This is a genomic window from Sediminibacterium soli (assembly GCF_009939225.1).
GTDB classification, from domain to species: domain Bacteria; phylum Bacteroidota; class Bacteroidia; order Chitinophagales; family Chitinophagaceae; genus Sediminibacterium; species Sediminibacterium soli.
This window is the reverse complement of record NZ_JAACJR010000008.1, coordinates 507,718-533,068: the sequence shown is the minus strand read 5'-3', so window position 1 is coordinate 533,068 and position 25,351 is coordinate 507,718. Positions and strand designations below refer to the sequence as shown.

Genomic DNA, 25,351 nt, shown 5'->3' with positions numbered 1-25,351 from the left:
GAGCAGGGAACAGATGAACAGGTGATCGGATTTGGGATTGAGAAAAGGCTTAACTGATCAATTGCTCGTCTGTTCCCTGCTTCTTGTTCACCTGTTTTACATTGCCTTAAGCTTCCTGATTTCCTCCGTCAGTTTTGGCACCACTTCAAATGCATCGCCTACGATGCCGTAGTCGGCGGCTTTGAAGAAAGGGGCTTCGGGGTCTTTGTTGATGACAACGATGACCTTGCTGCGGTTAACACCGGCAAGATGCTGGATGGCACCTGAAATACCGATGGCGATATAGAGATTGGGTGCGATCTGGATGCCGGTTTGTCCTACATGCTCGTGGTGCGGGCGCCAGTGCGCATCGGCCACGGGACGGCTGCAGGCGGTTGCGGCATGCAATACATGTGCAAGGTCGGTTACCAGGTTCCAGTTCTCCGGACCTTTCAATCCGCGGCCACCGCTTACCACCACATCGGCTTCGGTTAAGGGCACTTCGCCGCTTACCTTGTTCACCGCTGTTATTTTTACCCTGGATGTTTCGGGCTGGATAGCCAGCGCCGTTACTTCCGCCGTGCCTGTTCCTTCGGTGACATGATAACTGTTGGGGTTCAGCGAGATCACTTTTACGGGGCTGGTAATACTTACATTGGCAAATGCTTTACCCGAGAATACGCTTTTGCGAACGGTAAAACCATTGCTGGTATCGGGCAGCGCGTTGGCGCCTGCAACGATGCCGGCCTTCAGTCTTACCGCCACACGTGCGGCAACTGCTTTTCCCGTCTGGTTGTGCGAAAAGATCACGATATCGGCACCTGTTTGTGTAACCGCATCGGCGATCGCTTTGGCATATACCTGCGCATCGAGGTGGTTGAAGGCTTCGTTGGCTGCCTGGTGTACTTTCTTCACGCCATACCTGCCCAGTGCGGCAAGATCGTCCTGTACAGTTCCCAGTACCAGTGCTTCGGCAGTTGTGCCAAGCTGTTCCGCCAGCTTTGCACCGTAGGTAAGTACCTCGTAAGAAGATTTTTTGATATGACCGTCGGATTGGTCGGTGAATATGAGGATCATGGTAATTTGAAAATTTGAAGATTTGAAAATTTGAAAATGACAATACTGTTTTTGCGATTCGTTCTTTTTTCGTCTCACGTCTCACGTTTCACGTTTGACCTTCTAAATCGCCTTGGCTTCCTCATGCAGTAACCTTACCAGTTCCGCCACATTATCCGGGCTGACAAGTTTAACGCCGGCTTTGGCTGGTGGCAGTTCGTAGCTTACCACATTGGTCAGTGGTTCTATGGCTGCGGGCTCAACTACTTTCAGGGGTTTGGTGCGGGCAGCCATGATGCCGCGCATATTGGGGATGCGCTGTTCGGCCACGCCTTTCTGGCAGCTTACCACTAATGGGAGATTTATTTCCGCTACCTCCTCGCCGCCTTCGATCTCGCGGGTAACCGTTGCCGTTGTTCCGTTCAGTTCAAATTTGGTGGCAAGGGAAATATAAGGGGCATCGGTCAGTTCGGCCACCATACCGCCAACGGAGGAGCCGTTGTAGTCGATGGTCTCTTTACCGGTAAATACCAGGTCGTATCCACCCTGTTTTGCGATCTCGGCTACCTGGGCCGCGATATAATAGCTGTCGCTGCTGTCGGCATTCACACGTATGGCCTCATCACCCCCGAGCGCCAGCGCTTTCCTGATCACGGGTTCGGTATCGGCGCCGCCAACGGTAACAAGATGAAGTACAACAGAAGGATCTTTTTCTTTCAGTTCGATGGCGCGAACCAGTGCGTACCATTCGTCGTACGGATTGATGATCCATTGAACACCGGCCTCATCGAATTTGGTATTGCCGTTGGTAAAAGCAATTTTCGAGGTGGTGTCGGGTGTTTTGCTTACGCAGACAAGTATTTTCATATGATCTGTTTATAAATTGGTTGCATAAACAACCATTGCAAATATAGGATTGAATTGAATAGACAAGATTTGAATTATTTTACATTTTTCAGGTTAGAAATGCAAAAAACGGGAAAAACATGCACAATCCAATTAAACTGACCCACTCTTTCCGTCGCAAACTGACCCACCTTTTTCCTGGCGTAAAATCCTCTGATCTCTACAGTTCATCTCTCGCTGTCGCAGCATAACATCAATTACTGCTGTTCTCTTAAATATACACTACTGTGATCACTGCCGCATCACTGCATCACACATAGCTGCAATGCACACAGATCAAGGCACATACGAGTATAGTTGTTACATCAATCCCAGGAGCAGCGGATTGAATGACCGCGGTCATTCAATTTTAAACGCGAAGAACAATCACTGCAGAAAAATAAAAGGGGATCAATTTAAAGCGGACAGGATGGGTCAATTTGAACTGGACAACATGGCTATATCAAAACCGGACAAGCTGGGTCTCTGCGATCGGATTTTGCATATTGATACAAATACTCATGAAGTGCTTTCTTTCATAGAGTGCATCTCAAAAAATGATACTTCATATAAGTATAAAATATTTAATAAGCGCAGAATGATGCGGGAGCCGGTAGGTAGTCGTGAATTGTATATAAATGCGAAAATGAATTTTAGTATTTTAGCAGCTTTCGAGAATTCTATTAATAATAAAAAAAAGTATCTCATTGGAGATAAGCTTGAATATTTCGATACGCGTATTCTGTTTCTCAATTCCGTAAAATCCAATTTGACGAAGGTAGCACAAATATTTAGGATCAAAAACACTGAATGGGCAAGTCCTTTTTACGAGCAGGAAGGAAGCGGATGCGAAATCTTAATCACTATCACGACGACAGATCCCATTTTGCAATTTTTAACCATTCCCATGCCCTTCTTTTTGAATTTTTACTTTTTACTTTTGAATTTCCCTACTTTTCCATCATGGACAAGATCGCGCGTATACAGGAATTTCTCAAAGACAATCCGAAAGACAATTTCCTGCGTCATGCGCTGGCGCTGGAGTATTTGAAATTGGGCGAAGATGCCGAGGCCCGCGGATTATTTGAAGCGGTGCTGGCGGATTCTCCGGAATATGTAGGATCGTATTACCATCTTGCCAAATTACTGGAAAAACTGGAAGAGCGTGATGCCGCAATAGCCTGTTATGAAAAAGGGATGTCCGAGGCAAAAAAAGCCGGTGACAACCATTCATACAACGAATTGCAGGCGGCTTACGAAGACCTTGTATATTAGAAAGACCAACGGTCAATTGCCAACCGGATCGTTTCATTGGCAATTGACCATTGGCAATTAATAAATGACCAACGATTGCCTATGTCAACTACACTTTCCCGTTACGACGCGGTGAAATACAAAACACCCACCGGAACACAACTGAACTGCAAGGGCTGGATACAGGAAGCCGCCCTGCGAATGTTACTGAACAACCTCGATCCCGCCGTGGCGGAGCGTCCGGACGACCTGATCGTTTACGGAGGTCGCGGAAAGGCTGCGAGGAATTTTGAAAGTCTTGACCTGATCATCAAAGCGTTGAAAGACCTCGAAGCGGATGAGACCCTGCTGATACAGAGCGGCAAGCCGGTAGGCATCCTCAAAACGCATGCAGATGCGCCGCGTGTGTTGTTGTCCAACTCGCAGCTGGTACCCAAATGGGCCAACTGGGAACATTTTACCGAGCTGGAGAAAAAAGGGCTGATGATGTACGGACAGATGACTGCCGGCAGCTGGATCTATATCGGTTCACAGGGTATTGTACAGGGTACTTACGAAACATTTGCTGCGCTGGCCGATAAACATTTCGACAGTTCTTTAAAAGGAACGCTGAGTATTACCGCCGGCCTCGGTGGTATGGGCGGCGCCCAGCCGCTTGCAGTGACCATGAACGACGGCGTTTGTCTTGTTGCGGAAGTGGAAGAATGGCGTATTGATAAGCGGATCGAGACCAGGTATCTCGACATGAAATTCACCGATATCGACGCTGCGATAGATCGGGCATTGAAGGCGAAAATTGCGGGGGAGCGCCTGAGCATCGGTGTATTGTGTAATGCCGTTATGTTATTGCAAAGGCTGATTGAAAGAAGCATTGCGGTTGATGTGCTGACCGATCAGACTTCGGCGCATGATCCGTTGATCGGTTATATACCGCATACGCTGTCGAATGAGGAAGCGAATGTTTTGCGGGAAAAAGACCCGGAGCAGTACATCGCTCTTGCCTATGATAGTATGAAACTACATGTGGAATTGATGCTCGAACTGCAAAAGAAGGGAGCGATCACATTCGACTACGGCAACAATCTCCGCGCACGCGCGCAGGAGCATGGCTTGAAAAATGCATTTGATTTTCCGGGATTTGTTCCCGCCTATATACGTCCGCTTTTCTGTGAAGGGAAAGGCCCTTTCCGCTGGGCCGCGCTCAGCGGCGATCCGCAGGATATTGCCGTAACGGATGCGTTGATCATGGAAATGTTTCCCGAAAATAAAAGCATGCAGCGCTGGATGGTCATGGCGAAAGAACGCATCGCATTCCAGGGACTGCCTGCACGTATCTGCTGGCTGGGCCAGGGAGAACGTGAAAAAGCGGGACTTGCCTTCAACGAACTGGTGCGTACCGGCAAACTAAAAGCGCCAATCGTTATCGGACGCGATCACCTCGATACCGGTTCGGTGGCTTCTCCCAACCGCGAAACAGAAGCCATGCTGGACGGTTCCGATGCCGTGGCCGACTGGCCGATCCTCAACGCACTGGTGAATACGGCCGGCGGGGCCAGCTGGGTGAGTTTGCACCATGGCGGCGGCGTAGGTATGGGCTACAGTATTCATGCGGGTATGGTGATCGTGGCGGATGGCACCCCCGAAGCGGCCAAACGCCTGGCCCGTGTGCTTCGCAACGATCCCGGTATGGGCGTGATCAGACATGCAGACGCGGGCTACGATATAGCGAAAGACAGTTTGCGGAAACATGGGCTTTCACTGGCCGACAGGTTGGGGGAGCGGTGATTGGATGAATGGTTTAATTGTTGCATGGCTATATGTTATGGCCGAATGTAACCGGCTACCTCTGCGAAACTTCACCACCTCGGCGTCTCTGCGGTAAAACATTCCGGCCACCGGGGATCTTTGATTTTCGGAAAGATTTTCACCGCAGAGACGCATGAGCAGCAGCGGAACGCAGAGATAATACAACCGGCCCTCTTTCCGCTCTCAATGCAACGTTTTCTGTTTAACTTGTGTCAGCCCAAAAAACTATACGCAATGAGAAAGTTATTCCTGATCGCCTGTATCGCCATGCTTGTTTCTTCCTGCGGCAAAAGTTTTCTTGAACCCAATGATGATTCCCAGGGAAGCCGCAAGCCGGTTCTTTCCCGCATACTGGTGGGAACACAGGTCAGCTCCGAATTCAGTTACGATGCAAAATGGCGGCTGGTTAAAATAACGCGGTATATGTCTCCCGGTTCAACGGCCATCGGCTCTGAAACGGTGTACAGGTACGACGATGCGGGCAGGCTGGTAAAAGTGGAAACGGCCGTCAACATCAGTTCCAGTTCAACCAGTCCGCAGTATGTGCAGTCTTACGCCGAAATGGTATACGATGCCGGTAACAGCTGGAAGGAAACACGCAACTATAACCTTGTCAGCGGTGCGGCGCAATACGTAAGCAAGGGCGTTACGGAATACAATGCAGACGGAAGACTGAGCAGCGTAACCGTATTTGCAGCCAACAGCACCAGTCCGGCAAACAAAAGTGTTTACCGGTATAACAGCCAGGGCAACGTGGTTTCGGATCAGTTTTTCCAGTATAATTCAGGGCTCAGCGGGCCCACCAACGAAAATTTTTACGAGTACGACCAGCAGAAAAATCCCTATCTCGGCACCTGGGTGATGCCTTTTGGCGCCAATGTCAACAACATCACCAAGATCACCAGCAACAACTATCTCAGCGCACCGGGCGCTCCCGCCAACCCGGTTGTAACCACCACAACCTATAAAACCTATAATGCCTCGGGTTATCCCCTGCAGCTAACGGAAAACGGGGTGGATTATACGTATGAATACAAATGAGGAATATCGAATATTGAACAGATGAACAAGGAACAGATGAACAGATGAGCAAGGAGCAAGGAACGGAGGAACAGATGAGCGAGCAACGGAAATAAAATAAAAAACAGACGAACACCGATCCAGCATTCCGATCGTTATTCATCTGTTCCTTGTTCATCTGTTCCCCTGTTCCCTCAGCTTCCGCGTGATCCGCCGGTTTTGATGGGCTTCTTGGCCGGGCCTGCGGCCTTGGTGCCGGGTTTGGCGATGAATTTTGAATTGCCTCCCATTACGGAAGACTTGCCGCCCTTGCCGGGCTTGCTGCTGTTCTTATTGTTTACCGGTAATCCCATAATAGATCGTTTTACAGTCTGAAAGATAAGATTTTTTGCGTTAAAGACAATCGGTAAAGCCCTTAATCCAACCGCTGCATCAGTTCATCATCTATTTTCCGGAAAAGGTGATAGGGTTTGTAGGCGCGCCATTCGGGTAAGGACATCAGTTCAACGAAATAGTTGAGTTTCTTTTTGCGAAACTCCTGCTGGGTCTGTTCGGGCATATTCAGCGCAACGATCCAGCCGTTCTCTTCGCTTACTTCATCATACCATTCCTGGTAATATTCCTTGTCGCTGCTGTGGAAATTCAATACGTTCTCGGTGATCAGTATGTATTTGTAAATACCCTGGCCGAATAAAAGATCCATCACTTCTCTTTTCAGTTCCATGATATCGTTCTCGATCGCATCGTTCCACTCGCCGATCAGCTCGATCACTGCAAAATGCAGTTCATAATCCGCATAGATGATCTTCAGGTACAGCGTTCTGCTGCCGAAATCATCCCATTGCGGATGGATATAATAATTGTAAACCGTTTGCGAGAACTCGAACTCACTGTACTTACGCCCAAAGAAAGGCGAACGGGGATCGTCTTCCGCAGTATAAATATGACGCCAGTTGTAAAAAGGTTCGATATCGTGCATAGGGTGGTCTGGGTCTGGTTTGTAGTCTGGGGTTTGTGGTTGTTTCCAGGATACGGTTATAACTGCAGACTACAGACGCCGGACTACAAACTGCCATTCATCGCCTGCACTGCTTTTTTAACGCTGCCATGTTTCAGCAAGAGGTCTTTGGCTTTCTCGTAGTCGGTAAGGGCCAGTTTTTCCATCACCATTTTTACACCACGGTCAACCAGCTTTACATTGCTGAGCTGCATGTTCACCATCTTGTTATCTTCCACACGCCCCAACTGTATCATAATGGATGTGGAGATCATATTCAGTACCAATTTTTGTGCCGTGCCGCTTTTCATACGGGTGCTGCCTGTCACAAATTCAGGTCCTACCACCACTTCTATCGGATAATCCGCCTCGCGCGATACCGGCGAGTTGGGATTGCAGCACAGGCTGCCGGTTAGGATTCCCCGTTTACGGCATTCTTTCAGTGCGGCGATCACATAGGGCGTGGTGCCGCTGGCCGCAAGACCCAGTACCACATCTTTATCGTTTATAAAATGTTTCTGCAGGTCTGCCCAGCCGTTTTCGGTGCTGTCTTCCGCAAATTCCACGGCCTGGGTGATCGCTTTTTCGCCACCGGCAATCAGCCCGATCACCAGCCCGTAAGGAACGCCAAAGGAAGGGGGGCATTCGCTTGCATCCACAATACCCAGGCGGCCGCTGGTGCCTGCGCCTATATAAAACATGCGCCCGCCGGCCAGCATTTTGTCTGCAAAAGCCGATACCAGTTTTTCTATCTGCGGAATGGCTTCGGCCACGGCATCGGGAACGGTCTTGTCTTCTTTGTTCATGTTCTGGAGCACATCCGTTACAGACATTTTCTCCAGGTGGCGGTAATGAGAGGTTTCTTCGGTAACCTTACGGAATTCAGACATATCGGTTTGTTATCGGTGGTAGTCAATCAATCCCTGGATCGGTGTTTTCACCACCTTACCCAGGTCCAGTTCATAAGACTGGCAAAGTTCCTTTAATACATCGCGAAAACCAAATGCAATGCTCCCGATAAAATGGATGGGCAGGGTCCAGGTTTCGCGGTATTTATACAAGTGCGTAAAGAAAAAATCGTTCAGACCGTCTTCGATGATGTTTTCGATCATATAATGCCCGCGGTTCTCTGCAAGAAAGATCGCGAAACTGGCCAGGTAACGATTGGCCAGCGGCTGTTTGTACACCCTGTCGAGTATTTCCACCTTAGATACCTGGAATTTCTTTTCAAAGCGGTTCAGCAGGTCTTCATCAAATGTATTATAGAGGTAATACTGCACCACTTTTTTGCCCAGGTAAGCGCCACTGCCCTCATCGCCGAGCACATAGCCCAGCCCCGGGCTGTTCTTCACGATTTTTTTTCCGTCGTAGTAACAGGAATTGGACCCTGTTCCCAGTATACATACGATACCCTTGGTTTTCCCGCTAAGCGCTCTTGCCGCACCAACCAGGTCGGTCTGCACTTCAACGGCCGCGCCGGCGAAAACCTTTTTCAGCACTTTCTGCACCGTACCGGCATTTTCCTTGTTGCTCAGTCCCGTTCCGTAAAAAAACACTTTTTTAACGGACAGGTTTTTGAGTTTCGGAAGCAGTTCTTTCTGTAAAAGCGCGTGGATCTGGTCGCCGGTGAGGAAATACGGACTGATACCCTGTGTTACGATGCTTTTTTTGCCGTCCTTTCCAATCAGTCTCCATTCGCATTTGGTGGCGCCGCTGTCTGCAATGAGTATGGCCATATCCTTAGTAATGAGTTACAAACATACGAAGTAAGGGGTATTCAAACACGATTTCAGCGGCAGAGAACAGAAGGTAAAACCCCCGGACCGGACCGGTCGTACTTTGTACTTCGTAAATCGTACTTTGAAGGCCTTACCTTTGCTGCATGATAAATAAGAAGCTGCAGGTATGGCTGCCTGTTTTGTTTGCTGTGGTAATGGTTGTGGGAATGGTCATCGGTTTTCAGCTAAAAGAAAAAACCCTCTCGGGCAAATTCTTCTCGTTGTCAAAGCGTGGTTCCCTGCAGGAGTTGATGGAACTGATCAAAAGCAGGTATGTAGACAATGTGGCAACTGACAGTATCGGTGAAGCGGCTTCCAATGAATTGCTTTCGCGCCTGGATCCGCATTCCATATACATACCCGCATCCCGCCTCAGCGATGTGAACGAAGAGCTCAAGGGAAATTTCCAGGGCATCGGCATCGAATTCCAGCTGATCAACGATACCGTGAATGTGATGACCGTATTGAAAGACGGTCCCTCCGAAAAAGCCGGCCTGCAGGTAGGCGATAAGCTGCTGGTGGCAAACGACAGCGTGGTTTTGTCGGGAAAAAAGCAGAAAATGGACGGTATCCGCCACCAGCTTCGCGGAGAAGCCGACAGCAAAGTAAAAATCAGCCTGCTGCGCAACGGCGTAAAAAAAGAGGTGGTGATCACCAGGGGAACCATTCCCCTATACGCCGTGGATGCCGCTTATATCATCGCACCCAAAACGGGCTACCTGCGTATCAACCGTTTTGCGGAGCGTACCTACGAGGAATTTATGCAGGCCATGGAGAAACTGCAGAAGCAGGGTATGGAAAAACTGATACTGGACCTGCGCGGCAACGGCGGCGGACTGATGAAAGAGGCAACCGATATCGCCGATGAGTTCCTCGAAGGCGATAAACTGATCGTGTATACCGAAGGCGCGCATGTGCCCAGGCTGGAATACCGCTGCAGACGCGACGGCATTTTTGAAAAAGGCCGGCTCGAAGTGCTGGTGGATGAAACATCGGCCTCTGCAAGCGAGGTGCTGGCGGGTGCGCTGCAGGACTGGGACCGCGCCACCATCATTGGCCGCAGATCGTTTGGCAAGGGATTGGTACAGCAACAGTTTCAGCTAACCGATGGCAGCGCTGTCCGGCTCACCATTGCCCGTTATTTTACGCCGCTGGGGCGCAATATCCAGAAACCCTATACCAAGGGAAAGGCAGAGTACCAGGCGGAACTGTCTGCCCGTTTTCACAACGGCGAAGTGGTAAAAGGAGATACTTCCAGGCCAGCAGGCAAGGCGTACAAAACCCCGGGCGGGCATATTGTTTACGGAGGGGGCGGCATTACGCCCGATGTGTTTGTACCCTTTGATACCACCCGGCTCGATCCGCTGATGGCGCGGCTGTATTATAAGAACACCTTATCCAATTTTATCTACCGGTATTATATACAGAACACCACGCTGTTCAAATCGATGCGTACCTCGGAGGAGCTGGCGCAGAAATTCGTTCCCGCAGAAAAGGAGTGGCAGCAGTTAACAGCTTTTGCACAGAAAGATACCATCGCGCTTGCTAAAATAAAGCCACGCGACAAATCGGAACTGCTGAAACGCATGCAGGCGCTGATGGGAAGACAGCTCTGGCGTGCGCAGGGGTATTTCGAGATCGCCAACAGGAACGATTCAACGGTGATGAAGGCACTGGAGCGGATAGGGCAGTAGGGGATGCGGGCTGGTCTGCCGATGCGTTAACGCCGGCCGGCGGGCGATTGTTCAATTCACACAGAAACCCTTAATTTGCGCCCAAATCAACGTGGTATGACAATTGAAGCTTTTAAAGAACTTACGGTGGAGAAGAAACTTTCCGAACTGAAGTACAATGGAGAACTGCTCGGTTCTTACGAGCGTAACAGCGAACACAACGGTCCCAAGACCCCCGGCGATATTTTTGCCCTCTACGATTTCTGGGTATACCTGAGCGAAGATGAGGAAACCATCATCCCCTCGCGCAGAAACCCGCTGGCAACCGCGGAAGAAGAATAATTCAAAAATCAAAAGTCAAAAGAAACGGCAAATGCATCCGGTGCCGGCCGGCTTTTGGCTTTTGATTTACAGCGATGCCCTCAGTGTCAGCGAAAACGGTATTTCAATATGCTGCACCGATTTTTCCAGGATCAGCTGCGCCGTTTTCTCCCCCATCATCTGGAAATCCGTGGAAATGGTGGTGATGCCGTTGAGGATCACTTTTTTCAGCGGTGTTTCGTTATAAGAGATCAGTCCCACATGTTTACCCAGCTTCATTTTGGTGGCCAGTATTTTTTCGATCAGCGTTACCAGGTCGTCTTCCATTAAATTGATATACGCTTCCCCCTCCTTGATCGGTTCGTTGGCGATATTGTGCACCACCTTGTAGTTGAATGCATATTGCTGGCAGAACCGGGTATAGCCTTTTACGATCTCCCTTGGATAATAGGTATAGGCGGGTACGATGATCTTGATGGTATGGTACTTGCTTAAATGCGGCAAAGCCTGCTCCAGCGCTTCATAGATATCCTTTTCAAAATTCTCGTATACCGCGCCGTATTGGCCCCTGATGCCGGGAATCAGTTTGTCGAGCAGGATCAGTTTTTCAGCGGGTATGGTATTGATGACATCATGCGCATTCTCACCGCCATCCATGAAGTGGGGGATGACCACGTAATGCGTATAGTCCCTGCTGGTATTCTGTATCAGCCGTTTAAAAAAATCGAAATCGTTGTTGTAAATGTAAAAATCAACCGAGGCAAGCTCTCCCAGCGAACTGACAAATGCGTCGTAGATGATCTTCTTATGCGGACTCAGTTTGTTGAACAGCAGGAATATTTTCAGCGGCTGCTCTACCTGGCTGTTCTGCACAAAATAACCTTTGCCGGGAACGGAACCCAGTACGCCGATCTTTTTCAGGTATTTGTATCCTTTCTCCGCGGTATCCCTCGATATCTCGAATTCAAAACTCAGTTCGTTGATCGAAGGCAGCACCTGGTCTTTTTTGATACGTCCGTCGCCAATGGCCTTGATCAGCGAGTTGGCCAGCTGCAGGTATTTGGGTGTGGCGGAATAATAATCAATCCTTAGATACTCGAAGACCGGGTTTGTTTTCATAACAAAGACAATGCAGGTCAAACTTAACAAATTTGGTCCGGCCAGGGGTTGATTTTTGAAAGCAGCTGCGCAAAGCGATGCCCGCAAACCACAGCCCTGCAGCCATACAGCCATGCAACCATACCTTACTCAACCAGTCACCCCTTCCATAAACCATCCATCCCCATGACAGTCCATGACAGCGGAAAAAAGGCCCCAATCTATTTTTGGAAGCTTTAACTTGTTGATTGCTTAGCTCGAAATTATTCATTCATGGGTATCATACTGGGAGTACTGTTTCATTTCATCGGCGGTTTCGCCTCGGGCAGTTTTTACATGCCCTTCAAAAAAATCAAAGGATGGCATTGGGAAAGTTACTGGCTGGTAGGCGGCCTGTTTTCCTGGCTGATCGTTCCGCCCCTTGCCGCATGGCTTACCGTTCCCGGATTTGCCGATATCATCAGGCAAACCGATACATCGGTGTTGTTCTGGACCTATCTTATGGGCATACTCTGGGGTATCGGCGGTCTTACCTATGGGCTGGGCGTGCGCTTCCTGGGTATGTCGCTCGGTAATTCCGTGGTGCTGGGTTTCTGTTCCGCCTTTGGTTCGCTGATTCCCCCCATCTATTACCAGTTCTCGGGTACAGAGGGAAAAACAACCATCGGCCAGATGCTGGGTGCGGATGGCGGAAGAATGGTGCTGCTCGGCGTGCTGGTTTGTCTTATCGGCATTTTTATCAGCGGACGTGCCGGTATGCGTAAAGAAAAAGAATTACCCGAAGAGCAGAAAAAAGCATCTGTGAAAGAGTTCAGTCTGTCAAAAGGACTGATCGTGGCAACGGTATCGGGCATACTCAGCGCCTGTTTCAATTTTGGCATAGAAGCAGGTAAGCCTATGGCCGAAGTGGCCAACCATGCCTGGCAGGCATTGCACCCGGGAGAGGGAAATTTCCTGTACAGCAACAACGTAACCTATGTGGTATTGCTCTGGGGCGGACTGACCACCAATTTTATCTGGTGCATTTTGCTGAATGCGAGTAATAAGAGTTTCGGCGATTATACCGACAAGCGAACACCGCTTGCCGGTAATTACCTGCTTGCTGCTATAGCGGGCACCACCTGGTTCCTGCAGTTCTTTTTCTACGGCATGGGCGAAAGCAAAATGGGTAACGGGGCAAGTTCATGGATATTGCATATGGCATTCATCATTCTTGTTTCCAATATGTGGGGTATGGCCCTTAAAGAATGGAAGGGTGTCAGCAGCAAAACAAAAACAACCATACTCATCGGTATCCTGACCATACTGGCATCGGTGGTGCTTGTGGGGTATGGCAATTCATTGGAAAACTAAAAAACTAAGTAAGGTGAATACAGTGGCGCAGTTTAAACATGTGAGTTATCTCTGGGATGAAGCAAAAGCGGCCGAGCTGGCGGGCGATGAAGTGGCTCTGCTGATCTACCGCTCCAATCTGCTTGGTGCCGATCTCAGGCTCACCAATTACGGAGGAGGCAATACCTCCTGCAAAGCGATGGCAAAAGACCCGCTCACAGGCGAAGCAACCGAAGTGATGTGGGTGAAGGGCAGCGGTGGCGACCTGGGTACATTGCAGAAAAGCGGGCTGGCGGCATTATATGTAAACCGCCTGCGCAGTCTTACCAATGTATACCGCGGCATAGAACACGAAGACGAAATGGTGGAGCTCTTCAATCATTGCATATTCGACCTCAGTTCCAAGGCGCCTTCCATTGATACGCCCTTGCATGGTTTTCTTCCGTTTAAACACATAGATCACCTGCACCCCGATGCTGCGATCGCGATAGCAGCGGCAAAAGACGGGAAAAAGGTCACGCGGGAAATATTCAAAGGAACGATAGGATGGGTTGAATGGCAGCGTCCGGGTTTCGATCTCGGTCTGAAACTGAAAGCCTGTCTCGATGCAAATCCCGGTATCCGGGGCATTATGCTGGGTTCGCACGGCCTGTTTACCTGGGGCAATACGGCTTACGAAAGCTACCTGAATACGCTTGAGGTGATCGAGCAGTGCTCGGCCTATATCGAAGAAAACCTGAAGGGAAAGAAGATATTCGGTGGTGAAAAGATCGCTTCCCTGCCCAAAGAGCAGCGCCTCTCGCAGGCCGCCGCACTGGCGCCCGTGCTGCGCGGACTCTGTTCTTCGGAGCGGCATATGGTGGGCCATTTTACCGATGATGAAAGAGTACTGCAATTCATCAATTCGCAGGACCTGGACAGGCTGGCACCCATGGGCACTTCCTGCCCGGATCATTTTTTGCGCACCAAGATCAGTCCGCTGGTACTGGCACTCGGCGCCGGTGATGACCTCAGCGACACCGAGCAGGTAAAACAGAAGATACGTCAGCAATTTGCCGAGTACCGCGACATGTATGCCGCTTATTATGAAGCATGCAAACACCCCGACAGCCCTGCCATCAGGGATGCCAATCCGGTGGTGATCCTGTATCGGGGAGTGGGTATGTTCAGCTTTGCGGCCAACAAACAAACGGCAAGGGTAGCTTCCGAGTTCTACCTGAACGCCATCAACGTAATGCGCGGCGCGGAAGCGATATCTTCTTACACCTCACTGCCCAGGCAGGAGGCATTCAATATCGAATACTGGCTGCTGGAAGAAGCCAAATTGCAGCGTATGCCAAAACCCAAACCCCTCTCGGGCAGGATTGCCATGGTAACAGGGAGTGCGGGCGGTATCGGCAAAGCCATCATCAAACGTTTTGCTGCAGAAGGGGCCTGTATCGTAGTGAATGACAACGACCAGCAAAGACTGGCCGCCACCACGGAGGAATTTAACAAACAGTACGGCAGGGATGTATTCATCAGCGTACTGCTCGATGTAACCAATACAGGCAACATCAGCAATGCCTTTACACAGGCATCGCTTGCGTTTGGCGGGATAGACATTGTTGTTAACTGCGCCGGTCTTTCCATCTCCAAACCACTCGAAGAACATACGGAGCAGGACTGGGACCTGTTATACGATGTACTGGTAAAAGGACAGTTCACCGTAACCCAGCAGGCGACAAACCTTATGCGCAAACAGGAGAAGGGGGGCGATATACTGAATATCGTCAGCAAGAACGCGCTGGTAAGCGGCCCTAACAATGCGGGATACGGATCTGCCAAAGCGGCGCAGCTGCACCTAAGCAGGCTGAACGCAGCAGAACTGGGCAAAGACAGAATACGCGTGAACGTGGTGAACCCCGATGCGGTGATCAGCGACAGCAAAATATGGGAAGGCGCCTGGGCTGAAGGCCGTGCCAAAGCCTATGGTGTGAAGGTGGAAGAACTGCCACAGTTCTATGCAAAGCGTACACTGCTTAACGAGATCATCAACCCCTCCGACATAGCCGATGCCTGTTTTGCTTTTGTGAGCGGGCTGCTGAATAAATCCACCGGTAACGTGCTGAACGTAGACGGTGGCGTGGCCGCAGCATTTGTACGTTAAACCATAGCAGTAAACAGAAACATATGCAGCGTCTGGCGTTTAAAATGCAGTTGCACAAAGGACAGGAAGCGGAATACAAACGCCGGCACGATGCGTTGTGGCCCGAACTCGAAACACTGTTGAAAGAAACCGGTATCGGGTCTTATTCTATATTCCTCGACAGCGATACAAATGCATTGTTCGGCGTACTGACTATTGACGATGCCACTGCCATGGAACAATTGCCCGCACACCCGGTAATGCAGCGGTGGTGGGCTTATATGAAAGACATCATGGATGCCAACCCGGATAACTCGCCGGTAAGCACACCGCTGCAGGAAGTATTTTACCTACCTTAGAAAGAACATATACGATTGTTTATGCCGATTGACCAGAACAAGATCATTGCACACAACGAATCGATTGCAGGCAAACATGCGACGGGATTAAGTCGCCTGGCAGATACATTGCCCAATACGGAAGCCATACTGCAGAAACTGAAAGCATTCCAGGTGGCCATCCCTTCCTGGGCGCTGGGTACCGGCGGTACGCGGTTCGGCAGGTTTGGCGGTGGCGGAGAGCCCCGTTCGCTCGAAGAAAAAATGGAAGATGTGGCCCTGCTTCACCAGCTTAACCGCGCAAGCGGCGCCATATCACTGCATATCCCCTGGGATATTCCCTCGGATGCCAAAAAGATCCGCTCGCTGGCCGATCAGTACGGTCTTCGTTTTGATGCGGTTAATTCCAATACTTTCCAGGACCAGCCCGGACAAAAACTGAGTTACAAATTCGGATCGCTGCAGCATGTGGACAAACAGGTGCGCAGACAGGCGATAGAACACAATATAGAAGTGATCAGGCATGGTATGGCACTGGGGTCTCAGTCGCTGACCGTATGGTTATCCGATGGGTCCTGCTTCCCGGGTCAACTGAATTTCCGCAGGGCGTTTGAAAACACACTCGAGGGTCTGCAGCAGATCTATGCTGCTTTGCCCTCCGACTGGAAAATGTTTGTTGAGTACAAGGCCTTCGAACCCAATTTTTACTCGATGACCGTTGGCGACTGGGGACAGTCGCTGCTGTACGCCAATAAACTTGGCGACAAAGCCTATACGCTGGTGGACCTGGGTCACCACCTGCCCAATGCGAATATCCAGCAGATCGTTGCCTTGTTATTGAGCGAAGACAAACTGGGTGGTTTTCATTTCAACGACAGTAAATATGGCGACGATGACCTGACCGTTGGAAGTATCGATCCCTATCAGCTGTTCCTGATATTCTGTGAACTGGTGGAAGGAATGGATGCAAAGGGAATGGATCATGCCAGCGGTCTTGGCTGGATGATCGATGCCTCGCACAATGTAAAAGATCCGCTTGAAGACCTGCTGCAGAGCGTGGAAGCCATCCAGCTTGCCTATGCACAGGCGCTGCTGGTAGATACCGCCGCTTTGAAAAACGCACAGGAATCAAACGATGTAGTGGCTGCGCAGGAAATTCTGCAGGGCGCCTTCCGCACCGATCTGCGTCCCCTTGTTGCCGAAGCACGGTTACAGAACGGTGGTGCATTGCAGCCGCTGCAACTGTTCCGCTCAGAAAAAATACGCGCACAGCTTATCGGTACCAGGGGCGAAAAAACTTCGGCTACCGGTCTATGAGTGCCATACCTGTCATAGCGGTCTTTGACATCGGTAAAACGAATAAGAAATGTTTTCTGTTTGATGAACATTACCGCATCGTACTGGAGCGTTCGCAAAGTTTTGCTGAGATTGTTGATGAAGACGGCGATGCCTGCGAAGATCTACAGCTGCTGGCAGATTGGGTGCAGCAGGTTTTTGACGAGGTAAACGCACTTCCCCAATACCTTATCCAGGCGGTTAATTTTTCCGCGTATGGCGCCAGCTTTGTACATATTGATGAAGCGGGCAATCCTGTTACGCCGTTATACAATTACCTGAAACCCTATCCGCAGGAGCTGCAGAACGCTTTCTATAAAAAATACGGGGGAGAAGACAAACTCTCTCTCGAAACCGCTTCGCCTGTATTGGGTAACCTGAACTCGGGTTTGCAGTTATACCGACTGAAAGAACAGCAGCCCGCCGTTTTTAAAAAGATCAGCTACTCACTGCACCTGCCGCAATACCTCGGGTTCCTGTTTACACAACAACCCGCATCGGATATCACCAGCATCGGCTGTCATACCTCGCTCTGGCATTTTGGCAAAAAACGTTACCATTCATGGGTAACACTGGAGGGCGTGGTTTCCAAACTGGCACCGGTGGTGCCGCACAGCGAGGCGTTCATGATGGAAAAAAACAAGAGACGCATCAAGGCGGGTATCGGTCTGCACGACAGTTCCGCCGCGCTGATCCCTTACCTGTCCGTTTTCAACGATCCCTTTCTGCTCATCTCTACAGGTACCTGGTGCATCAGCCTGAATCCTTTCAACGATACACCGCTGACCTCGTCGGAACTTAAAATGGACTGTCTTTGTTATCTCGCCTATAACGGCCGCCCGGTAAAAGCTTCACGTCTTTTTGCCGGTTACGAGCACGAACTGCAGGTAAGAAAACTGGCCGAACATTTTAAGGTAAATGTTGATGTTTACAAGTCGGTAGAGTTCGATCATTCCTGGCTGACGGTTACCGGTAAAAAACTTTTTTCAGGTGATGACCTCTCGGTTTTCGAAAATTATTCCGAAGCCTATCACGCATTAATGCAATCTATCATAGATAAGCAATGCGTTTCTTCGCTGCTGGTGATGGGTAATGTAAAACGCATTTTCGTAGACGGGGGTTTTGCCAACAACCCGGTATACCTGCACCTGCTGGCGGACGCATTTCCCCGTCACGAGGTATTTGCCGCCTCCGTATCGCAGGCCACAGCCGTGGGAGCGGCGCTGGTTATGCACGACCAGTGGAACCCGCAGCCCGTTCCGGGCGATCTTGTTTCCCTCAAATTCTATTCTGTAAGACAGCGGTAACAGCAGTCCGCCGCGTTGTTGCCGTTGGTTGTTTGTCAGCATAGTGCAGGATAGTAATGTTGCTGCAGCGTTCTATTTTTAAATGATGCTTGGCATCATATAAACCAAACGATTGCACCATGAAACCTTTCCCACGCCTGTGGCGAAACTGTATCCTTGTTTCGCTGCTCTCCCTTATTTTATCACAACTGCCGGTTACGCAGGCACTGGCGCAGCGTAAGACCGTATCGGGAAAAATTACCGATGATGGCGGGTTGCCACTGGAAGGCGCTGCCATTTCGGAGAAAAACACCGGTAACAGAACACTTACAAAAACCGATGGAAGTTTTGCGATCGGCGTTGGTGCCAATGCCGTGCTGGTGATCAGTTCTGTTGGGTTTACCACACAGGAGTTGGCCGTGGGCACACGTAACAGCGTTGCAGTTACCATGATCCGTTCGGTATCCAATCTCGACGAAGTGGTGGTGGTAGGATATGGTACGCAAAAGAAATCGGATGTTACGGGCTCCCTGAGCCGTATTTCGGCAGAAACCATACGCGAACGTCCTGCGCAGAACGTGCTGCAGGCTTTGCAGGGTAAGGCCGCGGGTGTGAGCGTGTCCACCAATTTCAAACCGGGCGAGCTTCCGGTGCTGCGTGTAAGGGGTAACCGTTCTATCGGTGCATCCAATGATCCTTTGTATGTGATCGACGGAATACCGCTGGTGAATGCACTTGGCGTAAACTCATTCAGCATAAGCGATCTTAACCCGAACGACATCAACTCTGTTGAAATATTGAAAGACGCATCCGCCACTGCCATCTATGGTTCACGCGGCGCCAATGGGGTGGTGCTGATCACAACGAAAAAAGCGCAGCGGGGCCGTACCTCGCTCAGCTATAATACACAGGTATCACTCGATTCCTATCATTCGCTTACCGACTGGATGAATGGGGGGCAGTACATCGACCGTTGGCGGCTGAGCCTGATCAACGGGCGTTTGTATCAGTCAACCACCAACACAGATCTTACCAAACCCGCCAGCACCTGGTACCCGGATCCATTTCTTGACAGGGATAAAATGAGCCTGTCTGCCGACCAGGTGGCGCTGGCTTCCGTGTGGAAAGGATATGAGTGGGATGTGTATGGCGTTACGCCGAAAATGCGTGCCGCCACACCGCAGGAGCAGGCGATGGGCTGGCCCGCCATGGTGCCGCTGTACAATGCCGCGAACATCCGCAGTTACGACTGGCTGGGTGCGGCGGTAAGACAGGGTGTATCGCAAAACCACCAGCTGGCGCTTTCTGCTGCCAACGATGTGTCCCGTGTGGCAATATCGCTTAACTATTATAACCAGCTCGGTGTGCAGCGCGACCAGAACTACAAACGTTATTCGGTTAACCTGAGCGGCGATATCACACCAACCAAATGGTTTACATTGGGCACCTCGGTGATCGCTTCGCTGTCAACGCAGAACTTCGGTATCAACGGGCCCAACACTTCCAACACCGGTTCGAAAGACCTGTATTCAAGGGCGTCGGATCAGTTTCCCTATGCCGTGCCAAGAGACGATAACGGCGCATGGATCCGCAATCCCGGTGGTAACCTGAGTTTATGGAATCCTTTGATCGATATCGACCAGGCCCTCAACGACAGGCGTTCGCAGGCGGTGATGGCAAGTTCTTATGCGGAAGTAAAATTCACACCCTGGCTGAAGTTTCGCAGCAATTTCGGTGTGCAGTACCGTCATTTCAGATCGGGTGCCTGGATGGGGCCTGATGCAACCAGCCATCTGACCAACAGGCCAAACACCGCCGGCTATGCGGCCGATGAGAATTTTTCCTGGGTGTTGGAGAACCTGTTATATGTGAATAAGGATTTTGGCAAGAACCATTCGCTCGGCATAACACTGCTGCAGTCTTCGCAGAAATCAAGACGTGAGAATGTGGGTGTGAACGTAACGGGAACCATCAATCCGCTGAGTCTCTGGTACGATCTTGCTTCCAACACCGCGGGCAATCCCGGATACGGCACCGGTTTTACGGAAAATACACTGGCTTCTTTTATGGGTCGTGTAAACTATACGTTCATGAACCGTTACCTGCTCACCGCTTCGCTGCGTGCCGACGGGTCGTCTGTGCTGTCGCCCGAAAACAAATGGGCATACTTTCCGTCCTTCGCGCTTGCATGGAAAATGCAGGATGAACACTTTATGCGGGGCATTGACTGGGTAGACGAGCTGAAACCGCGTATCGGTTACGGTATCGTGGGCAACTCTTCGGTACAACCCTATACCACTTCCGGACCGCTGAGCCGGAACCCCTATGTATTCGGTTCTTCCGCCGCCATCGGCTACCTGCCGCAGCTGGTGCAGAACCCCTCTCTTGCCTGGGAAAAAACGGCACAGACCAACCTGGGTATCGACTTTTCCTTTCTTAAAGGCAGACTGTCCGGCAGTATTGAGGTGTACAAACAAAACACTTCCGACCTGATCTTCCCCAAAACCCTGCCGGCGGTTTCGGGCTATGTGCAGAAATACCTGAATGTGGGCAAGACAAGCAACAAAGGGATCGAGATCACTTTATCGGGTGGTATCATACAGAAAAAAGAGTTCAGCTGGACGGCAGACCTGAACTGGTCGGCCAATAAAGAAGAGATTGTTGAGCTGGTGAACGGTAAGACCGACATGGTTTCGGACCGCCTGTTTATCGGTCAGCCAACGCAGGTATACTACAACTATGCCAGTGCGGGTATATGGGGCGGAGACAGCAAAGACCTTGCGGAGATGGCGCTGTTCAATGCCAACGGCACCAATTTCAGACCCGGTACCATCAGGGTGGCGGACCAGAACGGCGATAAAAAAATTGATGCATCCGATATGCTGGTGCTTGGCACGCCAAGACCTAAATGGACCGGAGGCATTACCAACACGTTCAGGTATAAGAACTGGTCGCTGAGCAGTTTTGTTTATTTCCGCTGGGGACAGATGTATTTTGGCGGTTATCCCAATTCTTACGGCGGGGTAAACCCGAACGGCCGTGTTGAGAACAATGTATGGTCTTTTGATAACCCCGCGGGTTACTGGCCCATGCCGAATGCCGCAACGAATATCACCAATATCACAGCGGCCAGGCAGTACAATAACGGATCATTTGGCGCGATCAGGAATATTTCGCTCTCGTACACTTTTTCAAGGAAGCTGATCGAGAAAGCGACACTGAAAGACCTGACGCTGAATTTCCAGGTGATCAACCCGCTGATCTTCGGACCGGGTGTGGTGAAATGGGGAATCAATCCCGACGATGAAACAAACTGGAGCATTGCTTCATCCAATACCAATCCACTGGGCGGAACCAATAACAATACCATACTGCCGCAGAGTTTTGTATTTGGCCTGAGGGCTTCTTTCTAAACCCATTACCAGTTATTCAAATAATTGACATGAAACAGCATCAAAAAAAATACATGGTAATAATAGGGTTGATGATATCCCTTGTTGCCTCATTGTCTTCCTGTAAAAAATTCCTGCAGGAAAAACAGGTATCCAGTCTTACGCAGGATTATTATAACAACGAAAGCGGTTTGAATTCGCTGATCAACGGTTTGTACGTGATAGCCCGCGTAAAACACGAGTGGGATGCAAACGGCGCAAGGCTTATAGAGCCTGAAACGGATGCATATATGACTTCCACGGCAGCCAACGCGCAGATGGTGTCGTCCGTATACGGCACGGATGTATCTACCATTGCCGCTGCCAATATGGTGAACTTTCTCGGCAGCGCCAACTCAAGCTATGCACCGATGGGTGTGTACCCGCATATCAATAACTGCAACATCGCGCTCAATATCATCGATAATATCAAACCCGGTAAATTTGGCAGCGATGAAACGATGCGTAAAACAAGACGCGCCGAAATACTGATGCTCCGCGCCTGGGCGTATTACCTGATATCAAACCAGCTGGGCGATGTGCCCCTGCTGCTGGATGCAAAACGCGAGGACAACGGTATCTACAATTACCCCAAGGCAAAACTGGAGGATATCTACAAACAGATCATCGGCGATATGCGTTATGCATTTGATAACCTCCCCGCTACCACCACCGACCGCGGTCGCCTGACCAAATGGGCTGCCGGGCATTTTCTTGCCAAACTCTACCTCAACCGTGCACAGGCGGCAGGTTTTGCAAACAGCGGCGAAACGCACCTGAAAATGCTCTACAAAGGAAATGTGACCACCGATCTGGATTCCTGCATCAATCTCGCCACACAGGTGATCAACGGCAAAGGCGGTGTATCCGGTCTTGCCCCGGATTACTGGACCCTGTTCAATCCCGCCGTATCGGAAACCAATCCCTCGACCGAAGTATTGTGGTCTGCACAGTTTGATATCAATATCAGTCTCGACGGACGTTTTGGCGGCAACCGTTCCTGTAACTACCATACCGGCGATTATACTGCCAATACAGGCGTCACCAGGTCGCAGGGCTACGGACGCCCTTTTGGAACTTTTAAGCCTACCGACTGGGCCTATGATAATTTCCGTGATAAAGTGAACGATTCGCGCTATTACAAAACTTTCCAGTACGAATACATCAGTAACATGCCCGCTGCAACCAGCACGTCCTATACCTGGTCTGCCGGCGCCGCCGCTTACTGGAACGCCAATAAACCTGCGGGTCAGCCCGCGGTGGTATCGGGTTCAAAGCGGATAGCTCCCGGTGCACGTGCGCTGATCTATCTTGAAAACCAGCCATCGGAGGCATTGGACTCCATGTCGGTGATGAGTTTGCCCTACCAGTTCATGGTGCGCTGGGTGAAATCTTCGGCCACGGGCAAACTGTATTACCGTTTGGGTATTACCAATAACAATATCGGGCTGGCCACAGGTGCATCAGCGCCTTATCTCTCATCCAGAAAATTTGTAGACCCTTTGAAAGGCGGCAGCTCCGATGAGGCAAATTTCAACAGCGAAAGCGGCACCCGCGATGCGATACTGATGCGTCTTGCAGAGACCTACCTGATCCGCGCCGAAGCATACGGCAGGAAGGGACAGTATGCAGAAGCGGTGAACGACATCAATGTGCTTCGCCAGCGTGCGGCCTACAAATCGGGTGAGAGCCGACCGAATGTACTGGTAGAATGGGAGCCTGCGGCCGCAGGACTTACTGCATCCGAAAAAGCCGGCCCTGCCTATCCTGCCAGCGGCAGCTCGTACACCAAGCTGCAGGTTACGGAAGCTGTTTTTACACCGGGTTCTCCCGAGGCAACGGCGGAAAAATACATACCGGCGGCAACATCAAAAGCGGATATGTTCATCCAGTTTATTTACAATGAGAAAGTGCGCGAATTTCTTTCGGAAGGCATTGCCTGGGAAGACCAGCACAACGCCGGTATTCTCTACGATCGCGCAATCTATTCGAACCAGATGGCATCGGACCGCGCCGGTTTATGGCCCGCGGCTGCCAACACCGCCAACGGAAACGGGCAGGACGGCAACGGCAAAGGACAGATGAAAAAGAACTATACGTTCAGGCCATGGCCCAACGCCTTCCTGGTTCAGTTAACAGACCCGAAAGGTGCGCCGCTCGATGCGGCGGCAAGGGCATCTTACCAGAACCCCGGCTATTAGTAAGCAGGCATAGTAGTTATAACGTGAAGGGGCAATCGCTGAGATTGTCCTTTCTATTTTTTAAATGGTAATTTCAAAGCAACAAGTCCAGTGAACCAGATGCGCTGTTTTTTTCTTCTCCTGCTGTTCGGCAACCTCTCTGCAGAACTGTTTGCTCAGTCGTACCGCTTTGATTTCGGAAACGGAAAAGCAAGACAGGGGTATACCAGGATACATACCGATGATCGCTACACTGCCGACAGAGGGTACGGATTTGAACCGGGTGCACTGCTGCAGGCCGTTGAAAGAAAGAACATGGATTTCATCACGGCGTCTGCGCCTTTTTTCTTTTCGGTAAAACTTCCCGAAGGAAACTATACTGTGACGATTGTATTGGGCGATACCGAAGCCGGCTCGGCCACCACGGTACGCGCAGAAAACAGACGGTTGCTGTTTGCCAATATCCGAACAAAAAAAGGCCAGCGTAAGAAAGTGATCGCTACGATCCATATCCGCGACAGCATCATCAGGGATGCGCAGGGAACAGCCATCGCAAAGGTCAGACTCAAACCACGGGAGATCAGCTACGCACACTGGGATAACAAACTCACCATCGAGTTCAACGACAGTTTGCCGAAAGTAGATGCGATGGAAATACAGCGCGACACAAACGCAGCAACCGTTTTTCTCGCAGGTAATTCAACGGTGGTGGACCAGGACAAAGAACCCTGGGCTGCATGGGGACAAATGTTCCCTTCGTTCTTTCGGCCGGGTAATATCTGTATCGCCAACTATGCAGAGTCGGGCGAAACACTGAAAGCTTTCCGGGGAGAGAGAAGGCTGCAGAAAATTTTCAGTCTTGCCAAACCCGGCGACTACCTGTTTATCGAATTTGCGCATAACGACCAGAAGCCGGGCTCCACACACCTGGATCCTTTTACAACCTACCAGTCAACATTGATGGAATGGATCACAGAGGCAAGAGCCCATGGTATGGTGCCGGTATTGGTTACCTCCATGCATCGCCGATCTTTCGATACTGGCGGTAAGATCAATAACACCTTGCTCGAGTATCCCGAAGCCATGCGGCAGACCGCACAAAAAGCGGATGTGGCATTGATTGATCTGAATGCCATGAGCAAAACATTGTACGAGGCATGGGGACCTGAAAAATCTGTCAGGGCATTTGTTCATTTCCCGGCCAATATATTTCCCAACCAGCCGCAGGCACTGAAAGACGACACACATTTCAGTACCTATGGCGCTTACGAACTTGCGCGTTGTGTGGTGCAGGAGATCAGAAGACAAAAACTGTCTCTTGCCAGCTACCTGAAAAAGGATACGGGCGCATTTGATCCATCTCATCCCGATCCCTGGGAGCAATGGTACTGGCCGTTAAGTCCCCTGTACGCTTCGCAAAAACCCGATGGAAACTGATACAGCAAACGATAAGC

The 25,351-nt window shown here is 50.4% G+C and carries 20 protein-coding genes; 13 read left to right on the top strand and 7 right to left on the bottom strand.

Annotated features, from left to right (window positions below; genetic code table 11):
* Positions 1–96 precede the first annotated feature (96 nt).
* Both GWC94_RS09470 and GWC94_RS09465 read right to left on the bottom strand, forming a co-directional pair.
* Complete coding sequence (locus tag GWC94_RS09470) at positions 97–1,056, bottom strand: electron transfer flavoprotein subunit alpha/FixB family protein (RefSeq protein WP_161834792.1); 960 nt, start codon at positions 1,054–1,056, stop codon at positions 97–99.
* Between the two features lie 102 nt (positions 1,057–1,158).
* Positions 1,159–1,902, bottom strand: coding sequence for an electron transfer flavoprotein subunit beta/FixA family protein (locus tag GWC94_RS09465; RefSeq protein ID WP_161834791.1), 744 nt, complete (start codon positions 1,900–1,902; stop codon positions 1,159–1,161).
* 828 nt (positions 1,903–2,730) lie between these two features.
* Here GWC94_RS09465 and GWC94_RS09460 point away from each other — a divergent pair.
* The 3 genes from GWC94_RS09460 to GWC94_RS09450 all read left to right on the top strand — a co-directional run bounded on the left by GWC94_RS09460 (position 2,731) and on the right by GWC94_RS09450 (position 6,021).
* Positions 2,731–3,195, top strand: a complete 465-nt coding sequence (locus GWC94_RS09460) for a tetratricopeptide repeat protein (RefSeq protein WP_235918499.1) — start codon at positions 2,731–2,733, stop codon at positions 3,193–3,195.
* Between the two features lie 81 nt (positions 3,196–3,276).
* Positions 3,277–4,959: a urocanate hydratase gene (gene hutU / locus GWC94_RS09455; RefSeq protein WP_161834790.1), complete on the top strand. Its 1,683-nt coding sequence runs from the start codon at positions 3,277–3,279 to the stop codon at positions 4,957–4,959.
* A 255-nt stretch (positions 4,960–5,214) separates the two neighbouring features.
* Positions 5,215–6,021, top strand: a complete 807-nt coding sequence (locus tag GWC94_RS09450; protein ID WP_161834789.1) for an RHS repeat domain-containing protein — start codon at positions 5,215–5,217, stop codon at positions 6,019–6,021.
* A 173-nt stretch (positions 6,022–6,194) separates the two neighbouring features.
* Here GWC94_RS09450 and GWC94_RS09445 read toward each other — a convergent pair whose 3' ends face one another.
* The 4 genes from GWC94_RS09445 to GWC94_RS09430 form a co-directional block, all read right to left on the bottom strand.
* Complete coding sequence (locus GWC94_RS09445) at positions 6,195–6,353, bottom strand: hypothetical protein (RefSeq protein WP_161834788.1); 159 nt, start codon at positions 6,351–6,353, stop codon at positions 6,195–6,197.
* A gap of 62 nt (positions 6,354–6,415) precedes the next feature.
* Positions 6,416–6,979 (bottom strand): hypothetical protein, encoded by a 564-nt coding sequence (locus GWC94_RS09440; RefSeq protein WP_161834787.1) that lies wholly within the window; start codon positions 6,977–6,979, stop codon positions 6,416–6,418.
* An 83-nt stretch (positions 6,980–7,062) separates the two neighbouring features.
* On the bottom strand, positions 7,063–7,887 hold the full coding sequence (murQ, locus tag GWC94_RS09435; protein ID WP_161834786.1) for an N-acetylmuramic acid 6-phosphate etherase: 825 nt from the start codon (positions 7,885–7,887) through the stop codon (positions 7,063–7,065).
* Between the two features lie 9 nt (positions 7,888–7,896).
* Complete coding sequence (locus GWC94_RS09430; protein WP_161834785.1) at positions 7,897–8,733, bottom strand: N-acetylglucosamine kinase; 837 nt, start codon at positions 8,731–8,733, stop codon at positions 7,897–7,899.
* A 146-nt stretch (positions 8,734–8,879) separates the two neighbouring features.
* Between GWC94_RS09430 and GWC94_RS09425 the strand changes: the two genes are divergently transcribed.
* Together GWC94_RS09425 and GWC94_RS09420 are read left to right on the top strand one after the other, a co-directional pair.
* Entirely contained in the window at positions 8,880–10,469 is a 1,590-nt protein-coding gene (locus GWC94_RS09425) for a S41 family peptidase (RefSeq protein WP_161834784.1), read from the top strand.
* Positions 10,470–10,565: 96 nt separating this feature from the next.
* Positions 10,566–10,790 (top strand): hypothetical protein, encoded by a 225-nt coding sequence (locus GWC94_RS09420; RefSeq protein ID WP_161834783.1) that lies wholly within the window; start codon positions 10,566–10,568, stop codon positions 10,788–10,790.
* Between the two features lie 66 nt (positions 10,791–10,856).
* Here GWC94_RS09420 and GWC94_RS09415 read toward each other — a convergent pair whose 3' ends face one another.
* Positions 10,857–11,888, bottom strand: coding sequence for a GntR family transcriptional regulator (locus GWC94_RS09415; RefSeq protein ID WP_161834782.1), 1,032 nt, complete (start codon positions 11,886–11,888; stop codon positions 10,857–10,859).
* A 252-nt stretch (positions 11,889–12,140) separates the two neighbouring features.
* Here GWC94_RS09415 and rhaT point away from each other — a divergent pair, with 252 nt between their 5' ends.
* The 8 genes from rhaT to GWC94_RS09375 all read left to right on the top strand — a co-directional run bounded on the left by rhaT (position 12,141) and on the right by GWC94_RS09375 (position 25,334).
* Positions 12,141–13,220: an L-rhamnose/proton symporter RhaT gene (rhaT, locus tag GWC94_RS09410; RefSeq protein ID WP_161834781.1), complete on the top strand. Its 1,080-nt coding sequence runs from the start codon at positions 12,141–12,143 to the stop codon at positions 13,218–13,220.
* A gap of 13 nt (positions 13,221–13,233) precedes the next feature.
* Positions 13,234–15,348: a bifunctional aldolase/short-chain dehydrogenase gene (locus GWC94_RS09405; RefSeq protein WP_317163458.1), complete on the top strand. Its 2,115-nt coding sequence runs from the start codon at positions 13,234–13,236 to the stop codon at positions 15,346–15,348.
* Between the two features lie 23 nt (positions 15,349–15,371).
* The gene (rhaM, locus tag GWC94_RS09400) at positions 15,372–15,686 is read left to right on the top strand and encodes an L-rhamnose mutarotase (RefSeq protein WP_161834780.1); all 315 of its coding nucleotides are present in this window, start codon (positions 15,372–15,374) and stop codon (positions 15,684–15,686) included.
* 21 nt (positions 15,687–15,707) lie between these two features.
* Positions 15,708–16,982: a TIM barrel protein gene (locus GWC94_RS09395; protein WP_161834779.1), complete on the top strand. Its 1,275-nt coding sequence runs from the start codon at positions 15,708–15,710 to the stop codon at positions 16,980–16,982.
* Positions 16,979–18,307 carry an FGGY-family carbohydrate kinase gene (locus GWC94_RS09390; protein WP_161834778.1) on the top strand — a complete coding sequence of 443 codons (1,329 nt, stop codon included), beginning with the start codon at positions 16,979–16,981 and terminating at the stop codon, positions 18,305–18,307. The genes GWC94_RS09395 and GWC94_RS09390 overlap by 4 nt, the downstream gene beginning before the upstream one ends.
* Positions 18,308–18,426: 119 nt before the next feature.
* Positions 18,427–21,699, top strand: coding sequence for a SusC/RagA family TonB-linked outer membrane protein (locus GWC94_RS09385; protein ID WP_161834777.1), 3,273 nt, complete (start codon positions 18,427–18,429; stop codon positions 21,697–21,699).
* A 29-nt stretch (positions 21,700–21,728) separates the two neighbouring features.
* A complete protein-coding gene (locus tag GWC94_RS09380; protein WP_161834776.1) occupies positions 21,729–23,918 on the top strand; it encodes a RagB/SusD family nutrient uptake outer membrane protein in 2,190 nt (729 codons plus the stop codon).
* Between the two features lie 99 nt (positions 23,919–24,017).
* Entirely contained in the window at positions 24,018–25,334 is a 1,317-nt protein-coding gene (locus GWC94_RS09375) for a rhamnogalacturonan acetylesterase (protein ID WP_161834775.1), read from the top strand.
* Positions 25,335–25,351 lie beyond the last annotated feature (17 nt).